The sequence below is a fragment of the Pseudomonas sp. LAIL14HWK12:I7 genome (genome assembly GCF_000483465.1).
In the GTDB taxonomy this organism is placed as follows: domain Bacteria; phylum Pseudomonadota; class Gammaproteobacteria; order Pseudomonadales; family Pseudomonadaceae; genus Aquipseudomonas; species Aquipseudomonas kermanshahensis.
In genome coordinates this window covers 1-16,484 of sequence record NZ_AXYZ01000016.1, presented here as the reverse complement: position 1 = coordinate 16,484, position 16,484 = coordinate 1, and the positions used below count along the sequence as shown (strand labels likewise).

The 16,484-nt window shown below is 56.6% G+C and carries 31 protein-coding genes; all 31 read right to left on the bottom strand.

Translation table 11 applies throughout. The features are described 5' to 3' along the window. Positions 1-23: 23 nt before the first annotated feature. Positions 24-488, bottom strand: coding sequence for a bacterioferritin (bfr, locus tag D886_RS0116065; RefSeq protein ID WP_008089766.1), 465 nt, complete (start codon positions 486-488; stop codon positions 24-26). A 162-nt stretch (positions 489-650) separates the two neighbouring features. Beyond that, positions 651-2,090, bottom strand: coding sequence for a catalase (locus tag D886_RS0116060; RefSeq protein WP_027594875.1), 1,440 nt, complete (start codon positions 2,088-2,090; stop codon positions 651-653). A gap of 172 nt (positions 2,091-2,262) precedes the next feature. Then, the gene (gene rplQ, locus D886_RS0116055) at positions 2,263-2,649 is read right to left on the bottom strand and encodes a 50S ribosomal protein L17 (protein WP_003255451.1); all 387 of its coding nucleotides are present in this window, start codon (positions 2,647-2,649) and stop codon (positions 2,263-2,265) included. A gap of 42 nt (positions 2,650-2,691) precedes the next feature. Next, on the bottom strand, positions 2,692-3,693 hold the full coding sequence (gene rpoA / locus D886_RS0116050) for a DNA-directed RNA polymerase subunit alpha (protein WP_003255452.1): 1,002 nt from the start codon (positions 3,691-3,693) through the stop codon (positions 2,692-2,694). Between the two features lie 22 nt (positions 3,694-3,715). Next, complete coding sequence (gene rpsD / locus D886_RS0116045) at positions 3,716-4,336, bottom strand: 30S ribosomal protein S4 (protein WP_009681977.1); 621 nt, start codon at positions 4,334-4,336, stop codon at positions 3,716-3,718. Between the two features lie 15 nt (positions 4,337-4,351). Continuing rightward, on the bottom strand, positions 4,352-4,741 hold the full coding sequence (gene rpsK / locus D886_RS0116040) for a 30S ribosomal protein S11 (protein WP_003255454.1): 390 nt from the start codon (positions 4,739-4,741) through the stop codon (positions 4,352-4,354). Between the two features lie 18 nt (positions 4,742-4,759). Further along, positions 4,760-5,116: a 30S ribosomal protein S13 gene (rpsM, locus tag D886_RS0116035; protein ID WP_003255457.1), complete on the bottom strand. Its 357-nt coding sequence runs from the start codon at positions 5,114-5,116 to the stop codon at positions 4,760-4,762. 131 nt (positions 5,117-5,247) lie between these two features. Further along, positions 5,248-5,364 carry a 50S ribosomal protein L36 gene (rpmJ, locus tag D886_RS0116030; protein WP_002555468.1) on the bottom strand — a complete coding sequence of 39 codons (117 nt, stop codon included), beginning with the start codon at positions 5,362-5,364 and terminating at the stop codon, positions 5,248-5,250. A 28-nt stretch (positions 5,365-5,392) separates the two neighbouring features. Then, entirely contained in the window at positions 5,393-6,724 is a 1,332-nt protein-coding gene (gene secY / locus D886_RS0116025; RefSeq protein WP_003257108.1) for a preprotein translocase subunit SecY, read from the bottom strand. After that, the gene (gene rplO / locus D886_RS0116020) at positions 6,725-7,159 is read right to left on the bottom strand and encodes a 50S ribosomal protein L15 (protein ID WP_003255461.1); all 435 of its coding nucleotides are present in this window, start codon (positions 7,157-7,159) and stop codon (positions 6,725-6,727) included. A 3-nt stretch (positions 7,160-7,162) separates the two neighbouring features. Continuing rightward, entirely contained in the window at positions 7,163-7,339 is a 177-nt protein-coding gene (gene rpmD / locus D886_RS0116015) for a 50S ribosomal protein L30 (protein WP_008089798.1), read from the bottom strand. Between the two features lie 2 nt (positions 7,340-7,341). After that, positions 7,342-7,842 carry a 30S ribosomal protein S5 gene (gene rpsE, locus D886_RS0116010; protein WP_003255465.1) on the bottom strand — a complete coding sequence of 167 codons (501 nt, stop codon included), beginning with the start codon at positions 7,840-7,842 and terminating at the stop codon, positions 7,342-7,344. Positions 7,843-7,845: 3 nt separating this feature from the next. Continuing rightward, the gene (gene rplR / locus D886_RS0116005; RefSeq protein ID WP_008089801.1) at positions 7,846-8,196 is read right to left on the bottom strand and encodes a 50S ribosomal protein L18; all 351 of its coding nucleotides are present in this window, start codon (positions 8,194-8,196) and stop codon (positions 7,846-7,848) included. A 10-nt stretch (positions 8,197-8,206) separates the two neighbouring features. After that, the gene (gene rplF, locus D886_RS0116000; RefSeq protein WP_027594874.1) at positions 8,207-8,740 is read right to left on the bottom strand and encodes a 50S ribosomal protein L6; all 534 of its coding nucleotides are present in this window, start codon (positions 8,738-8,740) and stop codon (positions 8,207-8,209) included. A 12-nt stretch (positions 8,741-8,752) separates the two neighbouring features. Next, positions 8,753-9,145, bottom strand: a complete 393-nt coding sequence (rpsH, locus tag D886_RS0115995; RefSeq protein WP_027594873.1) for a 30S ribosomal protein S8 — start codon at positions 9,143-9,145, stop codon at positions 8,753-8,755. 209 nt (positions 9,146-9,354) lie between these two features. Next, entirely contained in the window at positions 9,355-9,660 is a 306-nt protein-coding gene (gene rpsN, locus D886_RS0115990) for a 30S ribosomal protein S14 (protein WP_012316516.1), read from the bottom strand. A gap of 13 nt (positions 9,661-9,673) precedes the next feature. Then, on the bottom strand, positions 9,674-10,213 hold the full coding sequence (gene rplE, locus D886_RS0115985; protein WP_003255474.1) for a 50S ribosomal protein L5: 540 nt from the start codon (positions 10,211-10,213) through the stop codon (positions 9,674-9,676). 20 nt (positions 10,214-10,233) lie between these two features. Next, positions 10,234-10,548 carry a 50S ribosomal protein L24 gene (rplX, locus tag D886_RS0115980; RefSeq protein WP_003255476.1) on the bottom strand — a complete coding sequence of 105 codons (315 nt, stop codon included), beginning with the start codon at positions 10,546-10,548 and terminating at the stop codon, positions 10,234-10,236. An 11-nt stretch (positions 10,549-10,559) separates the two neighbouring features. Further along, a complete protein-coding gene (gene rplN, locus D886_RS0115975) occupies positions 10,560-10,928 on the bottom strand; it encodes a 50S ribosomal protein L14 (protein WP_002555479.1) in 369 nt (122 codons plus the stop codon). A 23-nt stretch (positions 10,929-10,951) separates the two neighbouring features. Continuing rightward, complete coding sequence (gene rpsQ, locus D886_RS0115970) at positions 10,952-11,218, bottom strand: 30S ribosomal protein S17 (protein WP_003255478.1); 267 nt, start codon at positions 11,216-11,218, stop codon at positions 10,952-10,954. A 2-nt stretch (positions 11,219-11,220) separates the two neighbouring features. After that, the gene (rpmC, locus tag D886_RS0115965) at positions 11,221-11,412 is read right to left on the bottom strand and encodes a 50S ribosomal protein L29 (RefSeq protein WP_002555481.1); all 192 of its coding nucleotides are present in this window, start codon (positions 11,410-11,412) and stop codon (positions 11,221-11,223) included. Continuing rightward, a complete protein-coding gene (gene rplP, locus D886_RS0115960) occupies positions 11,412-11,825 on the bottom strand; it encodes a 50S ribosomal protein L16 (protein WP_003255479.1) in 414 nt (137 codons plus the stop codon). The genes rpmC and rplP overlap by 1 nt, the downstream gene beginning before the upstream one ends. A 12-nt stretch (positions 11,826-11,837) precedes the next feature. Further along, positions 11,838-12,524 carry a 30S ribosomal protein S3 gene (rpsC, locus tag D886_RS0115955; protein ID WP_003255481.1) on the bottom strand — a complete coding sequence of 229 codons (687 nt, stop codon included), beginning with the start codon at positions 12,522-12,524 and terminating at the stop codon, positions 11,838-11,840. Between the two features lie 13 nt (positions 12,525-12,537). Next, entirely contained in the window at positions 12,538-12,870 is a 333-nt protein-coding gene (gene rplV / locus D886_RS0115950; RefSeq protein ID WP_003103908.1) for a 50S ribosomal protein L22, read from the bottom strand. An 11-nt stretch (positions 12,871-12,881) separates the two neighbouring features. Beyond that, positions 12,882-13,157 carry a 30S ribosomal protein S19 gene (rpsS, locus tag D886_RS0115945; RefSeq protein WP_003255482.1) on the bottom strand — a complete coding sequence of 92 codons (276 nt, stop codon included), beginning with the start codon at positions 13,155-13,157 and terminating at the stop codon, positions 12,882-12,884. Between the two features lie 16 nt (positions 13,158-13,173). Further along, positions 13,174-13,998, bottom strand: a complete 825-nt coding sequence (rplB, locus tag D886_RS0115940) for a 50S ribosomal protein L2 (protein ID WP_027594872.1) — start codon at positions 13,996-13,998, stop codon at positions 13,174-13,176. A gap of 14 nt (positions 13,999-14,012) precedes the next feature. Beyond that, positions 14,013-14,312 carry a 50S ribosomal protein L23 gene (gene rplW / locus D886_RS0115935; protein ID WP_003255484.1) on the bottom strand — a complete coding sequence of 100 codons (300 nt, stop codon included), beginning with the start codon at positions 14,310-14,312 and terminating at the stop codon, positions 14,013-14,015. After that, a complete protein-coding gene (gene rplD, locus D886_RS0115930; RefSeq protein WP_003255485.1) occupies positions 14,309-14,911 on the bottom strand; it encodes a 50S ribosomal protein L4 in 603 nt (200 codons plus the stop codon). The genes rplW and rplD overlap by 4 nt, the downstream gene beginning before the upstream one ends. A gap of 12 nt (positions 14,912-14,923) precedes the next feature. After that, complete coding sequence (gene rplC / locus D886_RS0115925; RefSeq protein WP_027594871.1) at positions 14,924-15,559, bottom strand: 50S ribosomal protein L3; 636 nt, start codon at positions 15,557-15,559, stop codon at positions 14,924-14,926. Between the two features lie 80 nt (positions 15,560-15,639). Next, positions 15,640-15,951, bottom strand: coding sequence for a 30S ribosomal protein S10 (rpsJ, locus tag D886_RS0115920; RefSeq protein WP_003186070.1), 312 nt, complete (start codon positions 15,949-15,951; stop codon positions 15,640-15,642). A gap of 141 nt (positions 15,952-16,092) precedes the next feature. Then, positions 16,093-16,484 (bottom strand): elongation factor Tu (locus D886_RS27060; protein WP_033694226.1); only part of this gene is annotated, 392 nt, incomplete at its 5' end.

The window sequence follows — 16,484 nt, the reverse complement described above, 5'->3', positions numbered from 1 at the left end:
GCTTTTTATTGACTGTGGATAACTTACATCTGCGACTGCAGGTAGTTCTCCAGGCCGATAACCTTGATCAGGCCCTGCTGCTTCTCCAGCCAGTAGGTGTGATCTTCTTCGGTATCAGCCAACTGCGCACGCAAGATGTCGCGGCTGATGTAGTCCTTGTGCAGCTCGCACAGCTCGATGCCTTTGCACAGCGCGGCGCGGACCTTGTATTCCAGCTTAAGGTCGGCTTCGATCATCTCCGGCACAGTGCTGCCCACTTCGAGGTCATCCGCGCGCATGTCGGGGGTGCCTTCGAGCATGAGGATGCGGCGCATCAGCGCGTCGGCGTGCTGCGTTTCTTCTTCCATCTCGTGGTTGATGCGCTCGTAGAGCTTGGACAGGCCCCAGTCTTCATACATACGCGAGTGAATGAAGTACTGGTCGCGTGCTGCCAGTTCGCCCTTCAGCAACGTGACGAGGTAGTTGATTACGTCCGGGTGACCTTGCATCGCCCTGCTTCTCCATGTGAAAACATCAATGGACATAGTGTGAACCACGTTTTGCTCGCGGTCACTGAAAAACGCGCAATTAGATGCAAAAAATCGGTTAAACAGTAGTGATATTCATTGAAAAACCGCCCAAATGAGGGCGGTTCTTCTTATCACTTCGACTTAGGCGAGATTCACGCCCAGCGCCTTGGCAATGCCCTCACCGTAGGCGGGATCGGCCTTGAAGAAGTACTGCAACTGGCGTTGGATGACATCGTCGCTCACGCCTGCCATGGCGCCCGCAATGTTGTTGATCAGCAGGGCCTTCTGCTGTTCGTTCATCAAGCGGAACAGTGCACCGGCGTGGCTGTAGTAGTCATTGTCCTCACGGTGATCGTAGCGATCAGCCGAGCCATTCAGGGCCAGGGCAGGCTCAGCATGGCGTGGCGACTGCTTGGGTGCATCGCCGTAGCTATTGGGCTCGTAGTTCGGCGCGCTGCCGTAGCTGCCAATGGCCATCGAACCATCACGCTGGTAGCTGTTGACCGCAGAGCGCGGCGCGTTGACCGGCAACTGCTGGTGGTTGGTGCCCACGCGGTAGCGATGCGCATCGGCGTAGGCGAACACCCGGCCCTGCAGCATACGGTCAGGCGACAGCCCGACACCTGGGACCATGTTGCTCGGGCCAAACGCCGCTTGCTCGACCTCAGCGAAGTAATTGAGCGGGTTACGGTTGAGCTCCAGTACGCCCACCTCAATCAGCGGATAGTCCTTCTGCGACCAGGTCTTGGTCACATCGAACGGGTTCTCGTCACGGCTGGCGGCCTCGGCCTCAGTCATCACCTGGATGCAGACGGTCCAGCGCGGGTAGTCGCCGCGCTCGATGGCCTCGAACAGGTCGCGCTGGGCGTAGTCCGGGTCTGTACCTGCCAAGCGTGCAGCGTCAGCAGGGGCGAGGTTCTTGATGCCTTGCTGGGTCTTGAAGTGCCACTTCACCCAGGTACGTTCACCGGCGGCGCTGATCAGGCTGTAGGTGTGGCTGCCAAAGCCGTGCATGTGACGGTAGCCGTCCGGGATGCCGCGGTCAGAGAAAAGGATGGTGACCTGGTGCAGCGCCTCGGGCGAGTGTGACCAGAAGTCCCACATCATTTGCGCGTTCTTCAGGTTGGACTGCGGGTGGCGCTTCTGGGTGTGGATAAAGTCCGGGAACTTAAGCGGGTCACGGATGAAGAACACCGGGGTGTTGTTGCCAACGATGTCCCAGTTGCCTTCCTCGGTATAAAACTTGACGGCGAAACCACGCGGATCACGCTCGGTGTCAGCCGAACCACGTTCGCCACCGACCGTGGAGAAGCGCAGGAAGGTTTCAGTCTGCTTGCCGACCTGTTCGAACAGCTTGGCGCTGGTGTAGCCGGTGATGTCGCGGGTAACGGTAAAGGTGCCGTACGCCCCCGAACCCTTGGCGTGAACACGACGTTCTGGGATGTTCTCGCGGTTGAAGTGGGCGAGCTTCTCGATCAGGTGGAAATCGTCGAGCAGCAGCGGGCCGCGGGGGCCGGCAGAGCGGGAATTCTGGTTGTCAGCTACAGGTGCACCGCTGGCGGTGGTGAGAATCTTGCTCATGGGCTCTCCTTATCGGTCTAGAACTGCCGGCTAATCGGCTTGGATAGGAGTATTGACGAGCGGTCGCTTCAGGACAAATTCATTACATGACTTGTATCAATAGAAATTAACAATACTTGCAGGCACAAAAAACCGGGCACAAGGCCCGGTTCTTTGTAGCAGACAGAACGTCTTACTCGGCAGCTTCTACAGCACCACCGACTGGACGATCAACCAGCTCGACGTACGCCATAGGCGCGTTGTCGCCAGCGCGGAAACCGCACTTCAGGATGCGCAGGTAGCCGCCCTGACGGGTGGCGTAACGCTTGCCCAGATCGTTGAACAGTTTGCCAACAGCGGACTTCGAACGGGTACGGTCGAAGGCCAGACGACGGTTAGCAACGCTGTCTTCCTTGGCCAGGGTGATCAGCGGCTCGGCAACGCGGCGCAGTTCCTTGGCTTTCGGCAGGGTGGTTTTGATCAGCTCGTGCTCGATCAGCGACACAGCCATGTTCTGGAACATAGCTTTGCGGTGAGAGCTGGTACGGCTCAGGTGACGTCCACTTTTACGATGACGCATGATTCATTCCTTACCAAACACTACGTTCGGTGATTACGACGATCAGGCGGTCGCCTTGTCGTCTTTCTTAAGACTTGCAGGCGGCCAGTTGTCGAGGCGCATGCCGAGAGACAGACCACGAGAGGCCAGGACGTCCTTGATTTCAGTCAGGGACTTCTTGCCCAGGTTAGGAGTCTTCAACAGCTCTACTTCGGTACGCTGAATCAGGTCGCCGATGTAGTAGATGTTCTCCGCCTTGAGGCAGTTGGCCGAACGTACAGTCAGTTCCAGGTCGTCAACCGGACGCAGCAGGATCGGATCGATCTCGTCTTCCTGCTCGACTACGACAGGCTCACTGTCACCTTTGAGGTCGACGAACGCGGCCAGCTGCTGTTGCAGGATGGTCGCAGCGCGGCGGATTGCCTCTTCAGGATCCAGGGTGCCGTTGGTTTCCAGATCAATGACCAGCTTGTCCAAGTTGGTACGCTGTTCAACACGGGCGTTTTCGACCACATAGGCGATACGACGCACCGGGCTGAACGAAGCGTCCAACTGCAGACGGCCAATGCTACGGCTTTCGTCTTCGTCGGTTTGACGGGAGTCGGCCGGCTCGTAACCACGACCACGAGCTACGGTGAGCTTCATGTTCAGGGCGCCGTTCGACGCCAGGTTCGCGATTACGTGATCGGGGTTGACGATCTCGACATCGTGATCCAGCTGAATATCGGCAGCGGTAACCACCCCCGAACCCTTTTTCGACAAGGTCAGCGTAACTTCGTCACGACCGTGCAGTTTGATAGCCAGGCCTTTCAGGTTCAACAGGATTTCAATTACGTCTTCCTGAACACCTTCGATCGCGGAGTACTCATGGAGTACGCCATCGATCTCGGCCTCGACTACTGCACAGCCAGGCATGGAGGACAACAGGATGCGGCGCAGCGCGTTGCCCAGGGTATGGCCGAAGCCACGCTCGAGAGGCTCGAGCGTGATCTTGGCGCGGGTCGGACTGACTACCTGCACATCAATGTGGCGGGGAGTCAGGAACTCATTTACCGAAATCTGCATGGATGCACCTATTTTCTAGCCCTTACTTGGAGTAGAGCTCGACAATCAGGTTCTCGTTGATGTCGGCAGACAGGTCGCTGCGAGCAGGAACGTTCTTGAAAACGCCCGACTTTTTAGCAGCATCCACGTCAACCCACTCAACGCGGCCACGCTGGGCGCACAGTTCAAGGGCTTGAACAATGCGCAGCTGGCTCAGCGACTTCTCGCGAACCGCGACCACGTCACCCGGACGAACTTGGTAGGATGGAATGTTTACAGTCTTACCGTTGACGCTGATCGCTTTGTGCGAAACCAGCTGACGGGACTCGGAACGAGTCGAGCCGAAGCCCATACGGTAGACGACGTTATCCAGACGGCACTCGAGCAGTTGCAGCAGGTTCTCACCGGTTGCGCCTTTTTTCGAGGCAGCAGCTTGGTAGTAACCGCGGAACTGACGCTCCAGAACACCGTAGATACGACGGACTTTTTGTTTCTCGCGCAGCTGGGTACCGTAGTCGGACTGACGGCCACGGCGCTGGCCGTGGATACCTGGGGCTGCTTCGATGTTGCACTTCGATTCCAGAGCGCGAACGCCGCTCTTCAGGAACAGATCGGTGCCTTCACGACGAGACAGTTTGCATTTTGGACCAATGTAACGTGCCATTCTTCTGTCTCCTGATTACACGCGACGCTTCTTCGGCGGACGGCACCCGTTGTGCGGGATTGGCGTCACGTCGGTGATGCTGGCGATCTTGTAGCCGCAGCTGTTCAATGCACGAACGGCGGACTCACGACCTGGACCTGGACCCTTGACGTTAACGTCGAGGTTCTTCAGACCGTATTCCAGCGCAGCTTGACCAGCACGCTCAGCAGCGATCTGTGCTGCGAACGGGGTGGATTTGCGCGAACCACGGAAACCCGAACCACCGGAGGTCGCCCAGGACAAAGCATTGCCCTGACGGTCGGTGATGGTCACGATGGTGTTGTTGAAAGACGCATGGATGTGGGCGATGCCATCAACCACTGTCTTTTTGACTTTCTTACGAGGACGAGCAGCAGGTTTTGCCATGTCTATATTCCTGGGCGGTTACTTGCGGATCGGCTTACGCGGGCCCTTACGGGTGCGTGCGTTGGTCTTGGTGCGCTGACCGCGAACCGGCAGACCTTTACGATGACGCAGGCCGCGGTAGCAACCCAGGTCCATCAAGCGCTTGATCTTCATGTTGATGTCACGACGCAGGTCACCTTCGGTGGTGAACTTCGCGACTTCGCCACGCAGGGTTTCGATTTGCTCGTCGCTCAGATCCTTGATCTTAGCGGCTGGGTTTACACCAGCGTCTGCACAGATCTTCTGCGCAGTTGTGCGACCGACACCATAGATGTAGGTCAGCGAGATAACAGTATGCTTGTTATCTGGAATGTTGACGCCTGCAATACGGGCCATTCAGTGGGACTCCAATTGACAGCTACCTACGCCCCGGAAGCCAAGAAATAGGGCGCGAGATAATATCGCTGTAGAAACGAATAATCAACCCAGCAGCACACTAGCTGCTGGGTTTGAAGCGACGATCACACTCAGCCTTGGCGCTGTTTGTGACGCGGTTCCGCGCTGCAGATCACTCGTACGACGCCTTCGCGACGGATGATCTTGCAGTTACGGCACAGCTTTTTCACCGATGCACGAACTTTCATTACCGACTCCTCGAACCTTAGGGGCGTATCAGCGCAGCAAACCGCTGCCACCGTAGCCTTTCAGGTTGGCTTTCTTCATCAGGGATTCGTACTGGTGCGAAACGAGGTGCGATTGTACTTGGGACATGAAGTCCATCACAACCACTACCACAATCAGCAACGAGGTCCCGCCAAGGTAGAACGGCACATTTGCTGCCACCACCAGGAACTGGGGCAGAAGGCAGACGGCCATCATGTAAAGAGCACCGAACATGGTCAAACGGGTCAGAACGCCATCAATGTAGCGAGCCGACTGTTCACCAGGACGGATACCCGGAATAAAGGCACCGGACTTCTTCAGGTTTTCCGCTACGTCTTTCGGATTGAACATCAGCGCTGTGTAGAAGAAGCAGAAGAAAATGATCCCTGCACTAAACAGCAAGATGTTCAACGGCTGACCAGGAGCGATCGACTGCGAGATGTCCTGCAACCAGCCCATACCTTCGGACTGACCGAACCAGGCACCCAGCGAAGCCGGGAACAGCAAAATGCTGCTGGCGAAAATAGCCGGGATAACCCCCGCCATGTTCACCTTCAACGGCAAGTGGCTGGTCTGCGCAGCGAAGACCTTGCGGCCCTGCTGACGCTTGGCGTAGTGAACGGCGATACGACGCTGACCACGCTCAATGAACACCACGAAACCGATAATCGCTACTGCCAGCAAACCGATTGCGACCAGGGCGAAAATGTTGATATCGCCTGTACGCGCAGACTCGAAAGACTGCCCGATTGCTCTCGGAAGACCGGCAACGATACCTGCGAAGATCAACATCGAGATACCGTTGCCCACACCGCGCTCGGTGATCTGCTCGCCCAGCCACATCATGAACATCGCGCCGGCCACAAACGTGGAAACCGCGACGACATGGAAGCCCAGGCCGACAGAAAACGCCACGCCCTGGTTGGCCAGGCCAATGGACATGCCAATGGCTTGGACCAGCGCCAGGATAACGGTGCCGTAGCGGGTGTACTGGCTGATCTTGCGACGGCCAGCTTCACCTTCCTTCTTCAACTGCTCCAGTTGCGGGCTGACCGCCGTCATCAGCTGCATGATGATCGATGCCGAAATGTACGGCATGATCCCCAGTGCAAAGATGCTCATGCGCTCAAGCGCGCCACCGGAAAACATGTTGAACAAGCTAAGAATGGTCCCCTCATTCTGCCGAAACAGATCCGCCAGACGGTCCGGATTGATGCCTGGAACCGGGATATGCGCACCTATCCGATAGACGATGATCGCCATGAACAGAAAGCGCAGACGAGCCCAGAGTTCCGACATCCCGCCCTTACCGAGCGAAGAGAGAGCACCTTGCTTAGCCATTTATTCCTCGAATTTGCCGCCAGCTGCTTCGATAGCCGCACGCGCACCCTTGGTGGCTGCGATGCCCTTGATGGTGACTGCGCGAGTAACTTCGCCAGACAGCATGATTTTCACACGCTGAATGTGCTGGTTGATCACGTTGGCATCCTTCAGGGATTGCACGGAGATCACGTCGCCTTCCACTTTGGCCAGCTCGGACAGACGCACTTCTGCGCGGTCCATGGCTTTCAGGGAAACGAAGCCGAATTTCGGCAGACGACGGTGCAGCGGCTGTTGACCGCCTTCGAAGCCCGGAGCGATCGAACCACCCGAACGGGAAGTCTGACCTTTGTGGCCACGGCCGCCGGTCTTACCCAGACCGCTACCGATACCACGACCCGGACGATGCTTTTCGCGACGGGAACCCGGCGCTGGACTCAGATCATTGAGTTTCATCGATTAACCCTCGACGCGCAGCATGTAGTAAGCCTTGTTGATCATCCCGCGATTCTCGGGAGTATCCTGGACTTCTACAGTGTGACCGATGCGACGCAGACCCAGACCCTTAACGCACAGTTTGTGGTTAGGGATACGGCCCGAGACGCTCTTGATCAGCGTTACTTTAACGGTTGCCATGATCAGAAGATCTCCTCGACGCTCTTGCCGCGCTTGGCAGCAATGGATTCAGGAGATTGCATGGCTTTCAGACCCTTGAAGGTGGCGTAAACCACGTTCACTGGGTTGGTCGAACCGTAGCACTTGGCCAGAACGTTCTGAACGCCAGCAACTTCCAGGACAGCACGCATTGCACCGCCGGCGATGATACCGGTACCTTCCGAGGCAGGCTGCATGTAAACCTTCGAGGCGCCGTGGGCAGCCTTGGTGGCGTACTGCAGGGTGGTGCCCTTCAGGTCAACCTGGATCATGTTGCGACGAGCAGCTTCCATGGCTTTCTGGATCGCAGCAGGTACTTCGCGCGATTTGCCACGGCCGAAGCCGACACGACCTTTACCATCACCAACCACGGTCAACGCGGTGAAGGTGAAGATACGGCCGCCTTTTACGGTCTTGGCAACGCGGTTAACTTGAACCAGCTTCTCGATGTAGCCTTCGTCGCGCTTTTGATCGTTATTTGCCATAACTTAGAACTCCAGCCCGCCTTCACGAGCAGCATCAGCCAGCGCTTTGACGCGGCCATGGTACTTGAAGCCGGAACGGTCAAAGGCAACTTGAGATACACCGGCGGCTTTCGCACGCTCAGCTACCAGCTTGCCAACCTTAGTGGCCGCGTCGATGTTGCCAGTGGCGCCATCACGCAGGTCTTTGTCCAAGGTCGAGGCGCTTGCCAGAACCTTGCTGCCGTCGGCCGAAATGACCTGGGCGTAGATGTGCTGCGAGGAGCGGAACACGCACAGGCGCACGACTTCGAGTTCGTGCATCTTGAGGCGTGCTTTGCGAGCGCGACGCAGTCGAGTAACTTTTTTGTCGGTCATTTGCTAGGCCCTACTTCTTCTTGGCTTCTTTACGACGGACTACTTCGTCCGCGTAACGCACACCTTTACCTTTGTAAGGCTCTGGTGGACGGAAGTCGCGGATTTCAGCGGCCACCTGACCTACCAGCTGCTTGTCGATACCCTTGATCAGGATGTCGGTCTGGCTAGGCGTTTCAGCGGTGATACCGGCTGGCAGTTCGTAGTCCACTGGGTGCGAGAAGCCCAGGGCCAGGTTCAGGATAGTGCCCTTGGCCTGTGCCTTGTAACCAACACCGACCAGCTGGAGCTTGCGCTCGAAGCCTTGGCTTACGCCCTGGACCATGTTGTTGACCAGAGCGCGGGTAGTACCGGCCATGGCGCGAGCTTGCTGGTCACCATTGCGAGCGACGAAACGCAGCTCACCAGACTCTTCGGTAACTTCAACAGACGAGTGAACGTTCAGTTCGAGAGTGCCTTTGGCACCCTTCACCGAAAGCTGCTGGCCGGCGAATTTGACTTCGACACCAGATGGCAGCTTAACGGGGTTCTTAGCGACGCGAGACATGTCTATCCCCCCTTAGAACACTGTGCAGAGAACTTCGCCGCCGACACCGGCAGCGCGCGCAGCGCGATCAGTCATCACACCTTTGTTGGTGGAGACAATAGACACGCCCAAACCGCCACGTACTTTCGGCAGATCGGTAACGGCCTTGTACTGGCGCAGGCCTGGACGGCTGGAGCGCTTCAGCTCCTCGATGACCGGACGGCCTTCGAAGTACTTCAGTTCGATCGACAGGGAGGGCTTGGCTTCGCCACTGACTTGGTAGCCAGCGATGTAACCTTCATCCTTCAGAACTTTGGCAACCGCGACCTTCAGCGTAGAGGAAGGCATGCTTACGACGGACTTTTCAGCCATCTGGGCATTACGGATGCGAGTTAGCATGTCCGCTAACGGGTCCTGCATACTCATGGGCTAGATGCTCCTGATACAAGAATTATTAGCCTTGCGGCTATCACAACCACCCGAGCGGATTGGGCAAAAAACCCAGGCTCAGGTGAGCCGGTCATTCTAGACACAAGGTAGAAACGAAACAAGCCCCATATAGGGGCTTGTTTGTTGGCGAGGTCACCGGCGGTCGGAAGATTGCTCCCCTTCCGCCGGGATCACACCTGCAGCGATTACCAGGAGGCCTTGACCAGACCCGGTACGTCACCGCGCATTGCCGCTTGACGCAGCATGTTACGGCCCAGGCCGAACTTACGGTATACACCGTGAGGACGACCGGTCAGGCGGCAACGGTTGCGCAGACGCGCAGCGCTGGCATCACGTGGCTGCTTCTGCAGAGCGACAACGGCAGCGAAACGCTCTTCTGGAGAGGCGTTCAGGTTGACGATGGTCGCTTTCAGCTCAGCACGCTTTTTGGCGAACTTGGCTACCGTGAGCTGACGCTTCAGCTCGCGGTTTTTCATGCTCTTCTTGGCCATTTTCCTACTCCAATCAGTTGCGGAACGGGAATTTGAAAGCACGCAGCAGAGCGCGGCCTTCGTCATCCGAACGAGCAGTGGTGGTCAGGGTGATGTCCAAACCGCGCAGAGCATCGATCTTGTCGTAATCGATTTCCGGGAAGATGATCTGCTCTTTCACGCCCATGCTGTAGTTGCCACGGCCATCGAAGGACTTGGCATTCAGGCCGCGGAAGTCGCGAACCCGAGGCAGGGAGATCGCCAGCAGGCGGTCCAGGAATTCGTACATCTTGTCGCTACGCAGGGTCACCTTGACGCCGATCGGCCATCCTTCACGGACTTTGAAGCCCGCGATGGATTTACGAGCGAAAGTCACGACCGGCTTTTGACCGGTGATCTTTTCCAGGTCGGCAACAGCGTGCTCGATGACTTTTTTGTCGCCGATCGCTTCGCCCAGACCCATGTTCAGGGTGATTTTGGTAACGCGCGGAACTTCCATCACGTTCGACAGCTTAAGTTCTTCCTTAAGCTTGGGAGCGATTTCGTTCCGGTAAATCTCTTTCAGTCGTGCCATGGTCTTCTACCTAGCAGTGTTCAAGCATCAACCGCTTTTTGGGTCGACTTGAAGACACGAATTTTCTTACCGTCTTCTACTTTGAAACCAACGCGGTCAGCCTTGTTGGTTTCGCCGTTGAAGATGGCAACGTTGGAAGCGTGCAGAGGCGCTTCTTTCTCGACGATACCGCCCTGAACGCCCGCCATCGGGTTAGGCTTGGTATGACGCTTGACCAGGTTCACGCCACCGATGACCAGACGGTCATCAGCGAGAACCTTCAGCACCTTACCGCGCTTACCTTTGTCTTTGCCGGCGATCACGATGATCTCGTCGTCACGACGAATCTTTTGCATGTCGGATCTCCTTACAGCACTTCAGGGGCGAGCGAGACGATCTTCATGAACTTCTCAGTACGAAGTTCACGGGTCACTGGCCCGAAGATGCGAGTGCCGATCGGCTCTTGCTTGTTGTTCAGCAGAACAGCAGCGTTGCCGTCGAAACGAATGATGGAACCGTCAGCGCGACGTACACCGTGACGGGTACGGACGACAACAGCGGTCATCACTTGGCCTTTTTTGACCTTACCGCGCGGAATTGCTTCCTTGACGGTTACTTTGATGATGTCACCGATGCCGGCGTAACGGCGGTGCGAACCGCCGAGTACCTTGATGCACATGACGCGACGAGCGCCGCTGTTATCGGCCACATCGAGCATGGATTGAGTCTGAATCATAAAATTTCTCCGACCCCTAGCCCTTAGACTTCAACAGCGCGTTCGAGGACTTCAACCAGTGCCCAGGACTTGGTCTTGGCCAGCGGACGGGTTTCACGGATGGAAACCTTGTCGCCGATCTTGCACTGGTTGGCTTCGTCGTGCGCGTGCAGCTTAGTCGAACGCTTAACGTATTTACCGTAGATCGGGTGCTTTACGCGACGCTCGATCAGAACGGTGATGGTCTTGTCCATTTTGTCGCTGACGACACGGCCAGTCAGCGTACGGACGGTTTTTTCAGCTTCAGCCATGATCACTTACCTGCCTGCTGGTTGAGCACAGTTTTCACGCGAGCGATGTCACGCTTAACTTGCGAGAGCAGGTGCGACTGCCCCAACTGGCCAGTTGCTTTCTGCATACGCAGATTGAACTGGTCGCGCAGCAAGCCGAGCAGTTGCTCGTTCAGCTGCTGTGCCGATTTTTCACGAAGTTCATTCGCTTTCATCACATCACCGTCCGCTTAACAAAGGAGGTGGCGAGAGGCAGCTTTGCAGCAGCCAGGGCGAAAGCTTCGCGCGCCAGCTCTTCAGAAACACCCTCGATCTCGTACAGGACTTTGCCTGGCTGGATCTGGGCAACCCAGTATTCCACGGAACCCTTACCTTTACCCATACGAACCTCGAGAGGTTTCTTGGAGATCGGCTTGTCCGGGAAGACACGGATCCAGATCTTACCGCCACGTTTCACGTGACGAGTCAGAGCACGACGTGCCGACTCGATCTGGCGAGCGGTGAGGCGACCGCGAGCAACAGCTTTCAGGGCGAATTCGCCGAAGCTGACTTTGCTACCGCGCAGTGCCAGACCACGGTTGTGGCCAGTCATCTGCTTGCGGAATTTTGTACGCTTTGGTTGCAACATTTGGCGTACCCCTTACTTAGCAGCTTTTTTACGAGGCGCTGGTGCTTGTGGTTTCAGTTCTTCTTGGCGACCACCAATAACTTCGCCTTTGAAGATCCAAACCTTCACACCGATCACACCGTAAGTGGTGTGAGCTTCGTAGGTGTTGTAGTCGATATCGGCACGCAGGGTGTGCAGAGGCACACGACCTTCGCGATACCACTCGGTACGAGCAATCTCGGCGCCGCCGAGACGACCGCTCACCTGGATCTTGATGCCCTTGGCACCAATACGCATGGCGTTCTGTACGGCGCGCTTCATGGCGCGACGGAACATTACGCGGCGTTCCAGCTGCTGAGCTACGCTCTGCGCAACCAGCATAGCGTCGAGTTCCGGCTTGCGGATCTCTTCGATGTTGATGTGCACAGGCACACCCATCTGCTTGGTCAGGTCCTGACGCAGCTTCTCGACATCCTCACCTTTCTTACCGATAACGATACCGGGACGAGCGGTGTGGATGGTGATGCGTGCAGTTTGAGCCGGACGATGAATATCGATACGGCTTACGGACGCGCTTTTTAGTTTGTCTTGGAGGTACTCACGTGTTTTCAGATCCTTCAACAGGTAATCTGCGTAAGTAGCACCGTCTGCGTACCAGACGGAGGTGTGCTCCTTGACGATTCCCAGGCGAATGCCAGTGGGATGTACTTTCTGACCCATCTGATCGACTCCGTTACTTGTCCGCAACCTTGACAGTGATATGGCAAGACCGCTTGACGATGCGATCAGCACGGCCTTTGGCACGTGGCATGATGCGCTTCAGCGAACGCCCTTCGTTGACGAAGACCGTGGAGACCTTCAGGTCATCAACGTCTGCGCCTTCGTTGTGTTCGGCGTTGGCAACGGCCGACTCGAGGACTTTCTTCATGATTTCAGCGGCTTTTTTGCTGCTGAAGGCCAACAGGTTGAGCGCTTCGCCCACCTTCTTCCCGCGGATCTGGTCGGCGACCAAGCGGGCTTTCTGGGCGGAGATGCGAGCGCCCGACAACTTAGCGGCTACTTCCATTTCCTTACCCCTTAACGCTTGGCTTTCTTGTCAGCCACGTGCCCGCGATAGGTGCGGGTACCGGCGAACTCGCCCAGTTTGTGGCCGACCATGTCTTCGTTCACGAGAACTGGGACATGTTGGCGACCGTTGTGAACCGCGATGGTCAGACCGACCATTTGTGGCAGGATCATCGAGCGACGCGACCAGGTTTTAACTGGCTTGCGATCGTTCTTCTCCACCGCCACTTCGACCTTCTTCAACAGGTGAAGATCGATAAAAGGACCTTTTTTCAGAGAACGTGGCACTGTCGTATCCCTCTAGTTACTTGCGACGACGGACGATCATGTTGTCGGTACGCTTATTACCACGGGTTTTAGCACCCTTGGTTGGGAAGCCCCATGGCGATACCGGATGACGACCACCGGAGGTACGACCTTCACCACCACCATGCGGGTGGTCAACCGGGTTCATGGCAACGCCACGAACGGTTGGGCGAACGCCGCGCCAGCGTTTGGCACCTGCTTTACCCAGCGAACGCAGGCTGTGCTCGGAGTTCGAGACTTCGCCCAGGGTCGCACGGCACTCAGCCAGTACTTTACGCATTTCACCAGAGCGCAGACGCAGGGTCACGTAGACACCTTCGCGAGCGATCAGCTGAGCCGAAGCACCAGCGGAACGAGCGATCTGTGCACCTTTACCCGGCTTCAGTTCGATGCCGTGAATGGTGCTACCTACTGGGATGTTACGCAGCTGCAGGGAGTTACCGGCCTTGATTGGGGCCAGGGAACCTGCGATCAGCTGGTCGCCAGCGCTCACGCCTTTAGGGGCGATGATGTAGCGACGCTCACCGTCTGCATAGCACAGCAGGGCGATGTGAGCAGTACGGTTTGGATCGTATTCGATACGCTCGACAGTGGCTGGAATGCCATCTTTGTCGTTGCGACGGAAGTCGACCAGACGGTAATGCTGCTTATGACCACCACCAACGTGACGAGTGGTAATGCGGCCATTATTGTTACGACCACCAGACTTCGATTTCTTCTCGAGCAGCGGTGCGTGAGGAGCGCCCTTGTGGAGCTCCTTGTTGACCACCTTGACCACGAAACGGCGGCCAGGGGAAGTCGGTTTGCATTTAACGATTGCCATGATGCACCCCTTCCTTACTCAGCACTGCTGCTGAAATCGAGATCTTGGCCTGGCTGAAGGGAGACAATTGCCTTCTTCCAGTCATTACGCTTGCCCAGACCACGTGCGGTACGCTTGGTTTTACCCAGAACGTTAACGGTCGACACGTTTTCAACTTTTACGTTGAACAGGCCTTCGACAGCTTTCTTGATTTCCAGCTTGGTTGCGTCAGTAGCAACCTTGAATACGAACTGGCCTTTTTTCTCAGCCAGAACGGTAGCCTTCTCGGAAACGTGCGGGCCAAGGAGGACTTTGAATACGCGTTCCTGGTTCATCCCAGCAGCTCCTCGAATTTCTTCACGGCCGAGACAGTGATCAACACTTTCTCGTATGCGATCAGACTGACCGGGTCGGAACCTTGCACGTCACGTACATCGACGTGTGGCAGGTTGCGAGCAGCCAGGTACAGGTTCTGATCAACAGCGTCCGAAACGATCAGAACGTCGCTCAGACCCATGCCGTTCAGCTTGTTCAGCAGATCTTTGGTTTTCGGTGCTTCAACAGCGAAGTCCTGAACCACGACCAGACGGTCGCTACGCACCAGCTCAGCGAGGATGGAGCGCAGAGCTGCGCGATACATCTTCTTGTTGAGCTTTTGCGAGTGATCTTGAGGGCGAGCTGCGAAGGTAACACCACCGCCACGCCAGATCGGACCACGAGTGGTACCAGCACGAGCACGGCCAGTACCCTTCTGACGCCATGGGCGCTTACCGCCACCAGCCACGTCGGAACGGGTCTTTTGCTGCTTGGTGCCCTGACGGCCGCCGGCCATGTAGGCCACGACTGCTTGGTGAACCAGCGTCTCGTTGAATTCGCCACCGAAAGTCAGTTCGGAAACTTCGATCGCCTGAGCGTCATTTACATTAAGTTGCATGTCAGTTTCCCCTTAACCGCGAGCCTTGACAGCCGGACGTACAACCACGTCGCCGCCAGTAGCGCCAGGTACGGCACCCTTGATCAGCAGCAGGTTGCGTTCAGCGTCTACGCGTACTACTTCCAGGGACTGAACAGTCACGCGCTCGGCGCCCATGTGACCGGACATTTTCTTGCCCTTGAACACACGACCAGGAGTCTGGCACTGGCCGATGGAGCCTGGGACGCGGTGCGACACGGAGTTACCGTGGGTGTTGTCCTGACCACGGAAGTTCCAGCGCTTGATGGTACCGGCGAAGCCTTTACCTTTGGACTGACCAGTAACGTCTACCAGCTGGCCTGCAGTGAAGAGTTCAGCTTTGATCGAGTCGCCAGCCTGGAACTCGCCTTCTTCAAGGCGGAACTCCCAGACACCGCGACCAGCGGCAACGTTCGCTTTAGCGAAGTGACCTGCTTGAGCAGCAGTCACACGCGAAGCACGACGCTCGCCGACAGTGACTTGCACTGCACGGTAGCCATCGGTTTCTTCAGTCTTGAACTGGGTGACGCGATTCGGCTCGATCTCAATGACCGTGACCGGAATGGAGACACCTTCTTCGGTGAAAACGCGGGTCATACCGCATTTACGACCGACTACACCAATAGTCATGTTGTAACCTCATGAGTGTACGGGGCTTTCACCCGCTATGGCCGCCCATTTCAGAGCGTTACACGGACAAGACCGAAGTCTTAGCCGAGGCTGATCTGCACTTCCACACCTGCCGCGAGATCAAGCTTCATCAGCGCGTCAACGGTTTTATCCGTTGGCTGGACGATGTCCAGAACACGCTTATGAGTGCGAATCTCGTACTGGTCACGCGCGTCTTTGTTGACGTGCGGGGAGACCAGAACGGTGAAACGCTCTTTGCGGGTAGGCAGTGGAATTGGACCACGCACTTGTGCACCAGTACGTTTCGCGGTTTCCACGATTTCCTGGGTGGATTGGTCGATCAGGCGATGGTCGAAAGCCTTCAACCTGATACGGATTTGCTGATTTTGCATTGGATTTCAGACTCCAGGCTGTTCCCAACGGACGCACTACGCCCGCTAAAAGGAGGCGTGATTCTATAGACGCCCCAATTTAGTGTCAACCCAATAAAAAAAACCCCCGCTGAGCGGGGGTTTTTTCAATCGGTCGAGTGATTACTCGATGATTTTGGCTACGACGCCGGCGCCGACGGTACGACCGCCTTCACGGATAGCGAAGCGCAGACCGTCTTCCATTGCGATGGTCTTGATCAGAGTGACAGTCATCTGAATGTTGTCACCTGGCATTACCATTTCAACGCCTTCCGGCAGTTCGCAGTTACCGGTCACGTCAGTGGTACGGAAGTAGAACTGAGGACGGTAGCCTTTGAAGAACGGAGTGTGACGGCCGCCTTCTTCCTTCGACAGGACGTAGACTTCTGCGGTGAACTTGGTGTGCGGCTTGACCGAACCTGGCTTGACCAGAACCTGGCCACGCTCAACGTCGTCACGCTTGGTACCACGCAGCAGAACGCCGCAGTTCTCGCCAGCACGACCTTCGTCCAGCA

Coding starts and splice junctions, on each gene's coding strand:
- bfr (WP_008089766.1), bottom strand. CDS start 488: ATGCAAGGTCACCCGGACGTAATCAACTACCTCGTCACGTTGCTGAAG.
- D886_RS0116060 (WP_027594875.1), bottom strand. CDS start 2,090: ATGAGCAAGATTCTCACCACCGCCAGCGGTGCACCTGTAGCTGACAAC.
- rplQ (WP_003255451.1), bottom strand. CDS start 2,649: ATGCGTCATCGTAAAAGTGGACGTCACCTGAGCCGTACCAGCTCTCAC.
- rpoA (WP_003255452.1), bottom strand. CDS start 3,693: ATGCAGATTTCGGTAAATGAGTTCCTGACTCCCCGCCACATTGATGTG.
- rpsD (WP_009681977.1), bottom strand. CDS start 4,336: ATGGCACGTTACATTGGTCCAAAATGCAAACTGTCTCGTCGTGAAGGC.
- rpsK (WP_003255454.1), bottom strand. CDS start 4,741: ATGGCAAAACCTGCTGCTCGTCCTCGTAAGAAAGTCAAAAAGACAGTG.
- rpsM (WP_003255457.1), bottom strand. CDS start 5,116: ATGGCCCGTATTGCAGGCGTCAACATTCCAGATAACAAGCATACTGTT.
- rpmJ (WP_002555468.1), bottom strand. CDS start 5,364: ATGAAAGTTCGTGCATCGGTGAAAAAGCTGTGCCGTAACTGCAAGATC.
- secY (WP_003257108.1), bottom strand. CDS start 6,724: ATGGCTAAGCAAGGTGCTCTCTCTTCGCTCGGTAAGGGCGGGATGTCG.
- rplO (WP_003255461.1), bottom strand. CDS start 7,159: ATGAAACTCAATGATCTGAGTCCAGCGCCGGGTTCCCGTCGCGAAAAG.
- rpmD (WP_008089798.1), bottom strand. CDS start 7,339: ATGGCAACCGTTAAAGTAACGCTGATCAAGAGCGTCTCGGGCCGTATC.
- rpsE (WP_003255465.1), bottom strand. CDS start 7,842: ATGGCAAATAACGATCAAAAGCGCGACGAAGGCTACATCGAGAAGCTG.
- rplR (WP_008089801.1), bottom strand. CDS start 8,196: ATGACCGACAAAAAAGTTACTCGACTGCGTCGCGCTCGCAAAGCACGC.
- rplF (WP_027594874.1), bottom strand. CDS start 8,740: ATGTCTCGCGTCGCTAAGAACCCCGTTAAGCTGCCATCTGGTGTCGAA.
- rpsH (WP_027594873.1), bottom strand. CDS start 9,145: ATGAGTATGCAGGACCCGTTAGCGGACATGCTAACTCGCATCCGTAAT.
- rpsN (WP_012316516.1), bottom strand. CDS start 9,660: ATGGCCAAGAAGAGCATGAAAAACCGCGAGCTGAAGCGTCAGCTCACG.
- rplE (WP_003255474.1), bottom strand. CDS start 10,213: ATGGCACGACTGAAAGAGATTTACCGGAACGAAATCGCTCCCAAGCTT.
- rplX (WP_003255476.1), bottom strand. CDS start 10,548: ATGCAAAAGATTCGTCGTGACGACGAGATCATCGTGATCGCCGGCAAA.
- rplN (WP_002555479.1), bottom strand. CDS start 10,928: ATGATTCAGACTCAATCCATGCTCGATGTGGCCGATAACAGCGGCGCT.
- rpsQ (WP_003255478.1), bottom strand. CDS start 11,218: ATGGCTGAAGCTGAAAAAACCGTCCGTACGCTGACTGGCCGTGTCGTC.
- rpmC (WP_002555481.1), bottom strand. CDS start 11,412: ATGAAAGCGAATGAACTTCGTGAAAAATCGGCACAGCAGCTGAACGAG.
- rplP (WP_003255479.1), bottom strand. CDS start 11,825: ATGTTGCAACCAAAGCGTACAAAATTCCGCAAGCAGATGACTGGCCAC.
- rpsC (WP_003255481.1), bottom strand. CDS start 12,524: ATGGGTCAGAAAGTACATCCCACTGGCATTCGCCTGGGAATCGTCAAG.
- rplV (WP_003103908.1), bottom strand. CDS start 12,870: ATGGAAGTAGCCGCTAAGTTGTCGGGCGCTCGCATCTCCGCCCAGAAA.
- rplB (WP_027594872.1), bottom strand. CDS start 13,998: ATGGCAATCGTTAAATGCAAACCGACTTCCCCTGGCCGCCGTTTCGTG.
- rplW (WP_003255484.1), bottom strand. CDS start 14,312: ATGAACCAGGAACGCGTATTCAAAGTCCTCCTTGGCCCGCACGTTTCC.
- rplD (WP_003255485.1), bottom strand. CDS start 14,911: ATGCAACTTAATGTAAATGACGCTCAGGCGATCGAAGTTTCCGAACTG.
- rplC (WP_027594871.1), bottom strand. CDS start 15,559: ATGACTATTGGTGTAGTCGGTCGTAAATGCGGTATGACCCGCGTTTTC.
- rpsJ (WP_003186070.1), bottom strand. CDS start 15,951: ATGCAAAATCAGCAAATCCGTATCAGGTTGAAGGCTTTCGACCATCGC.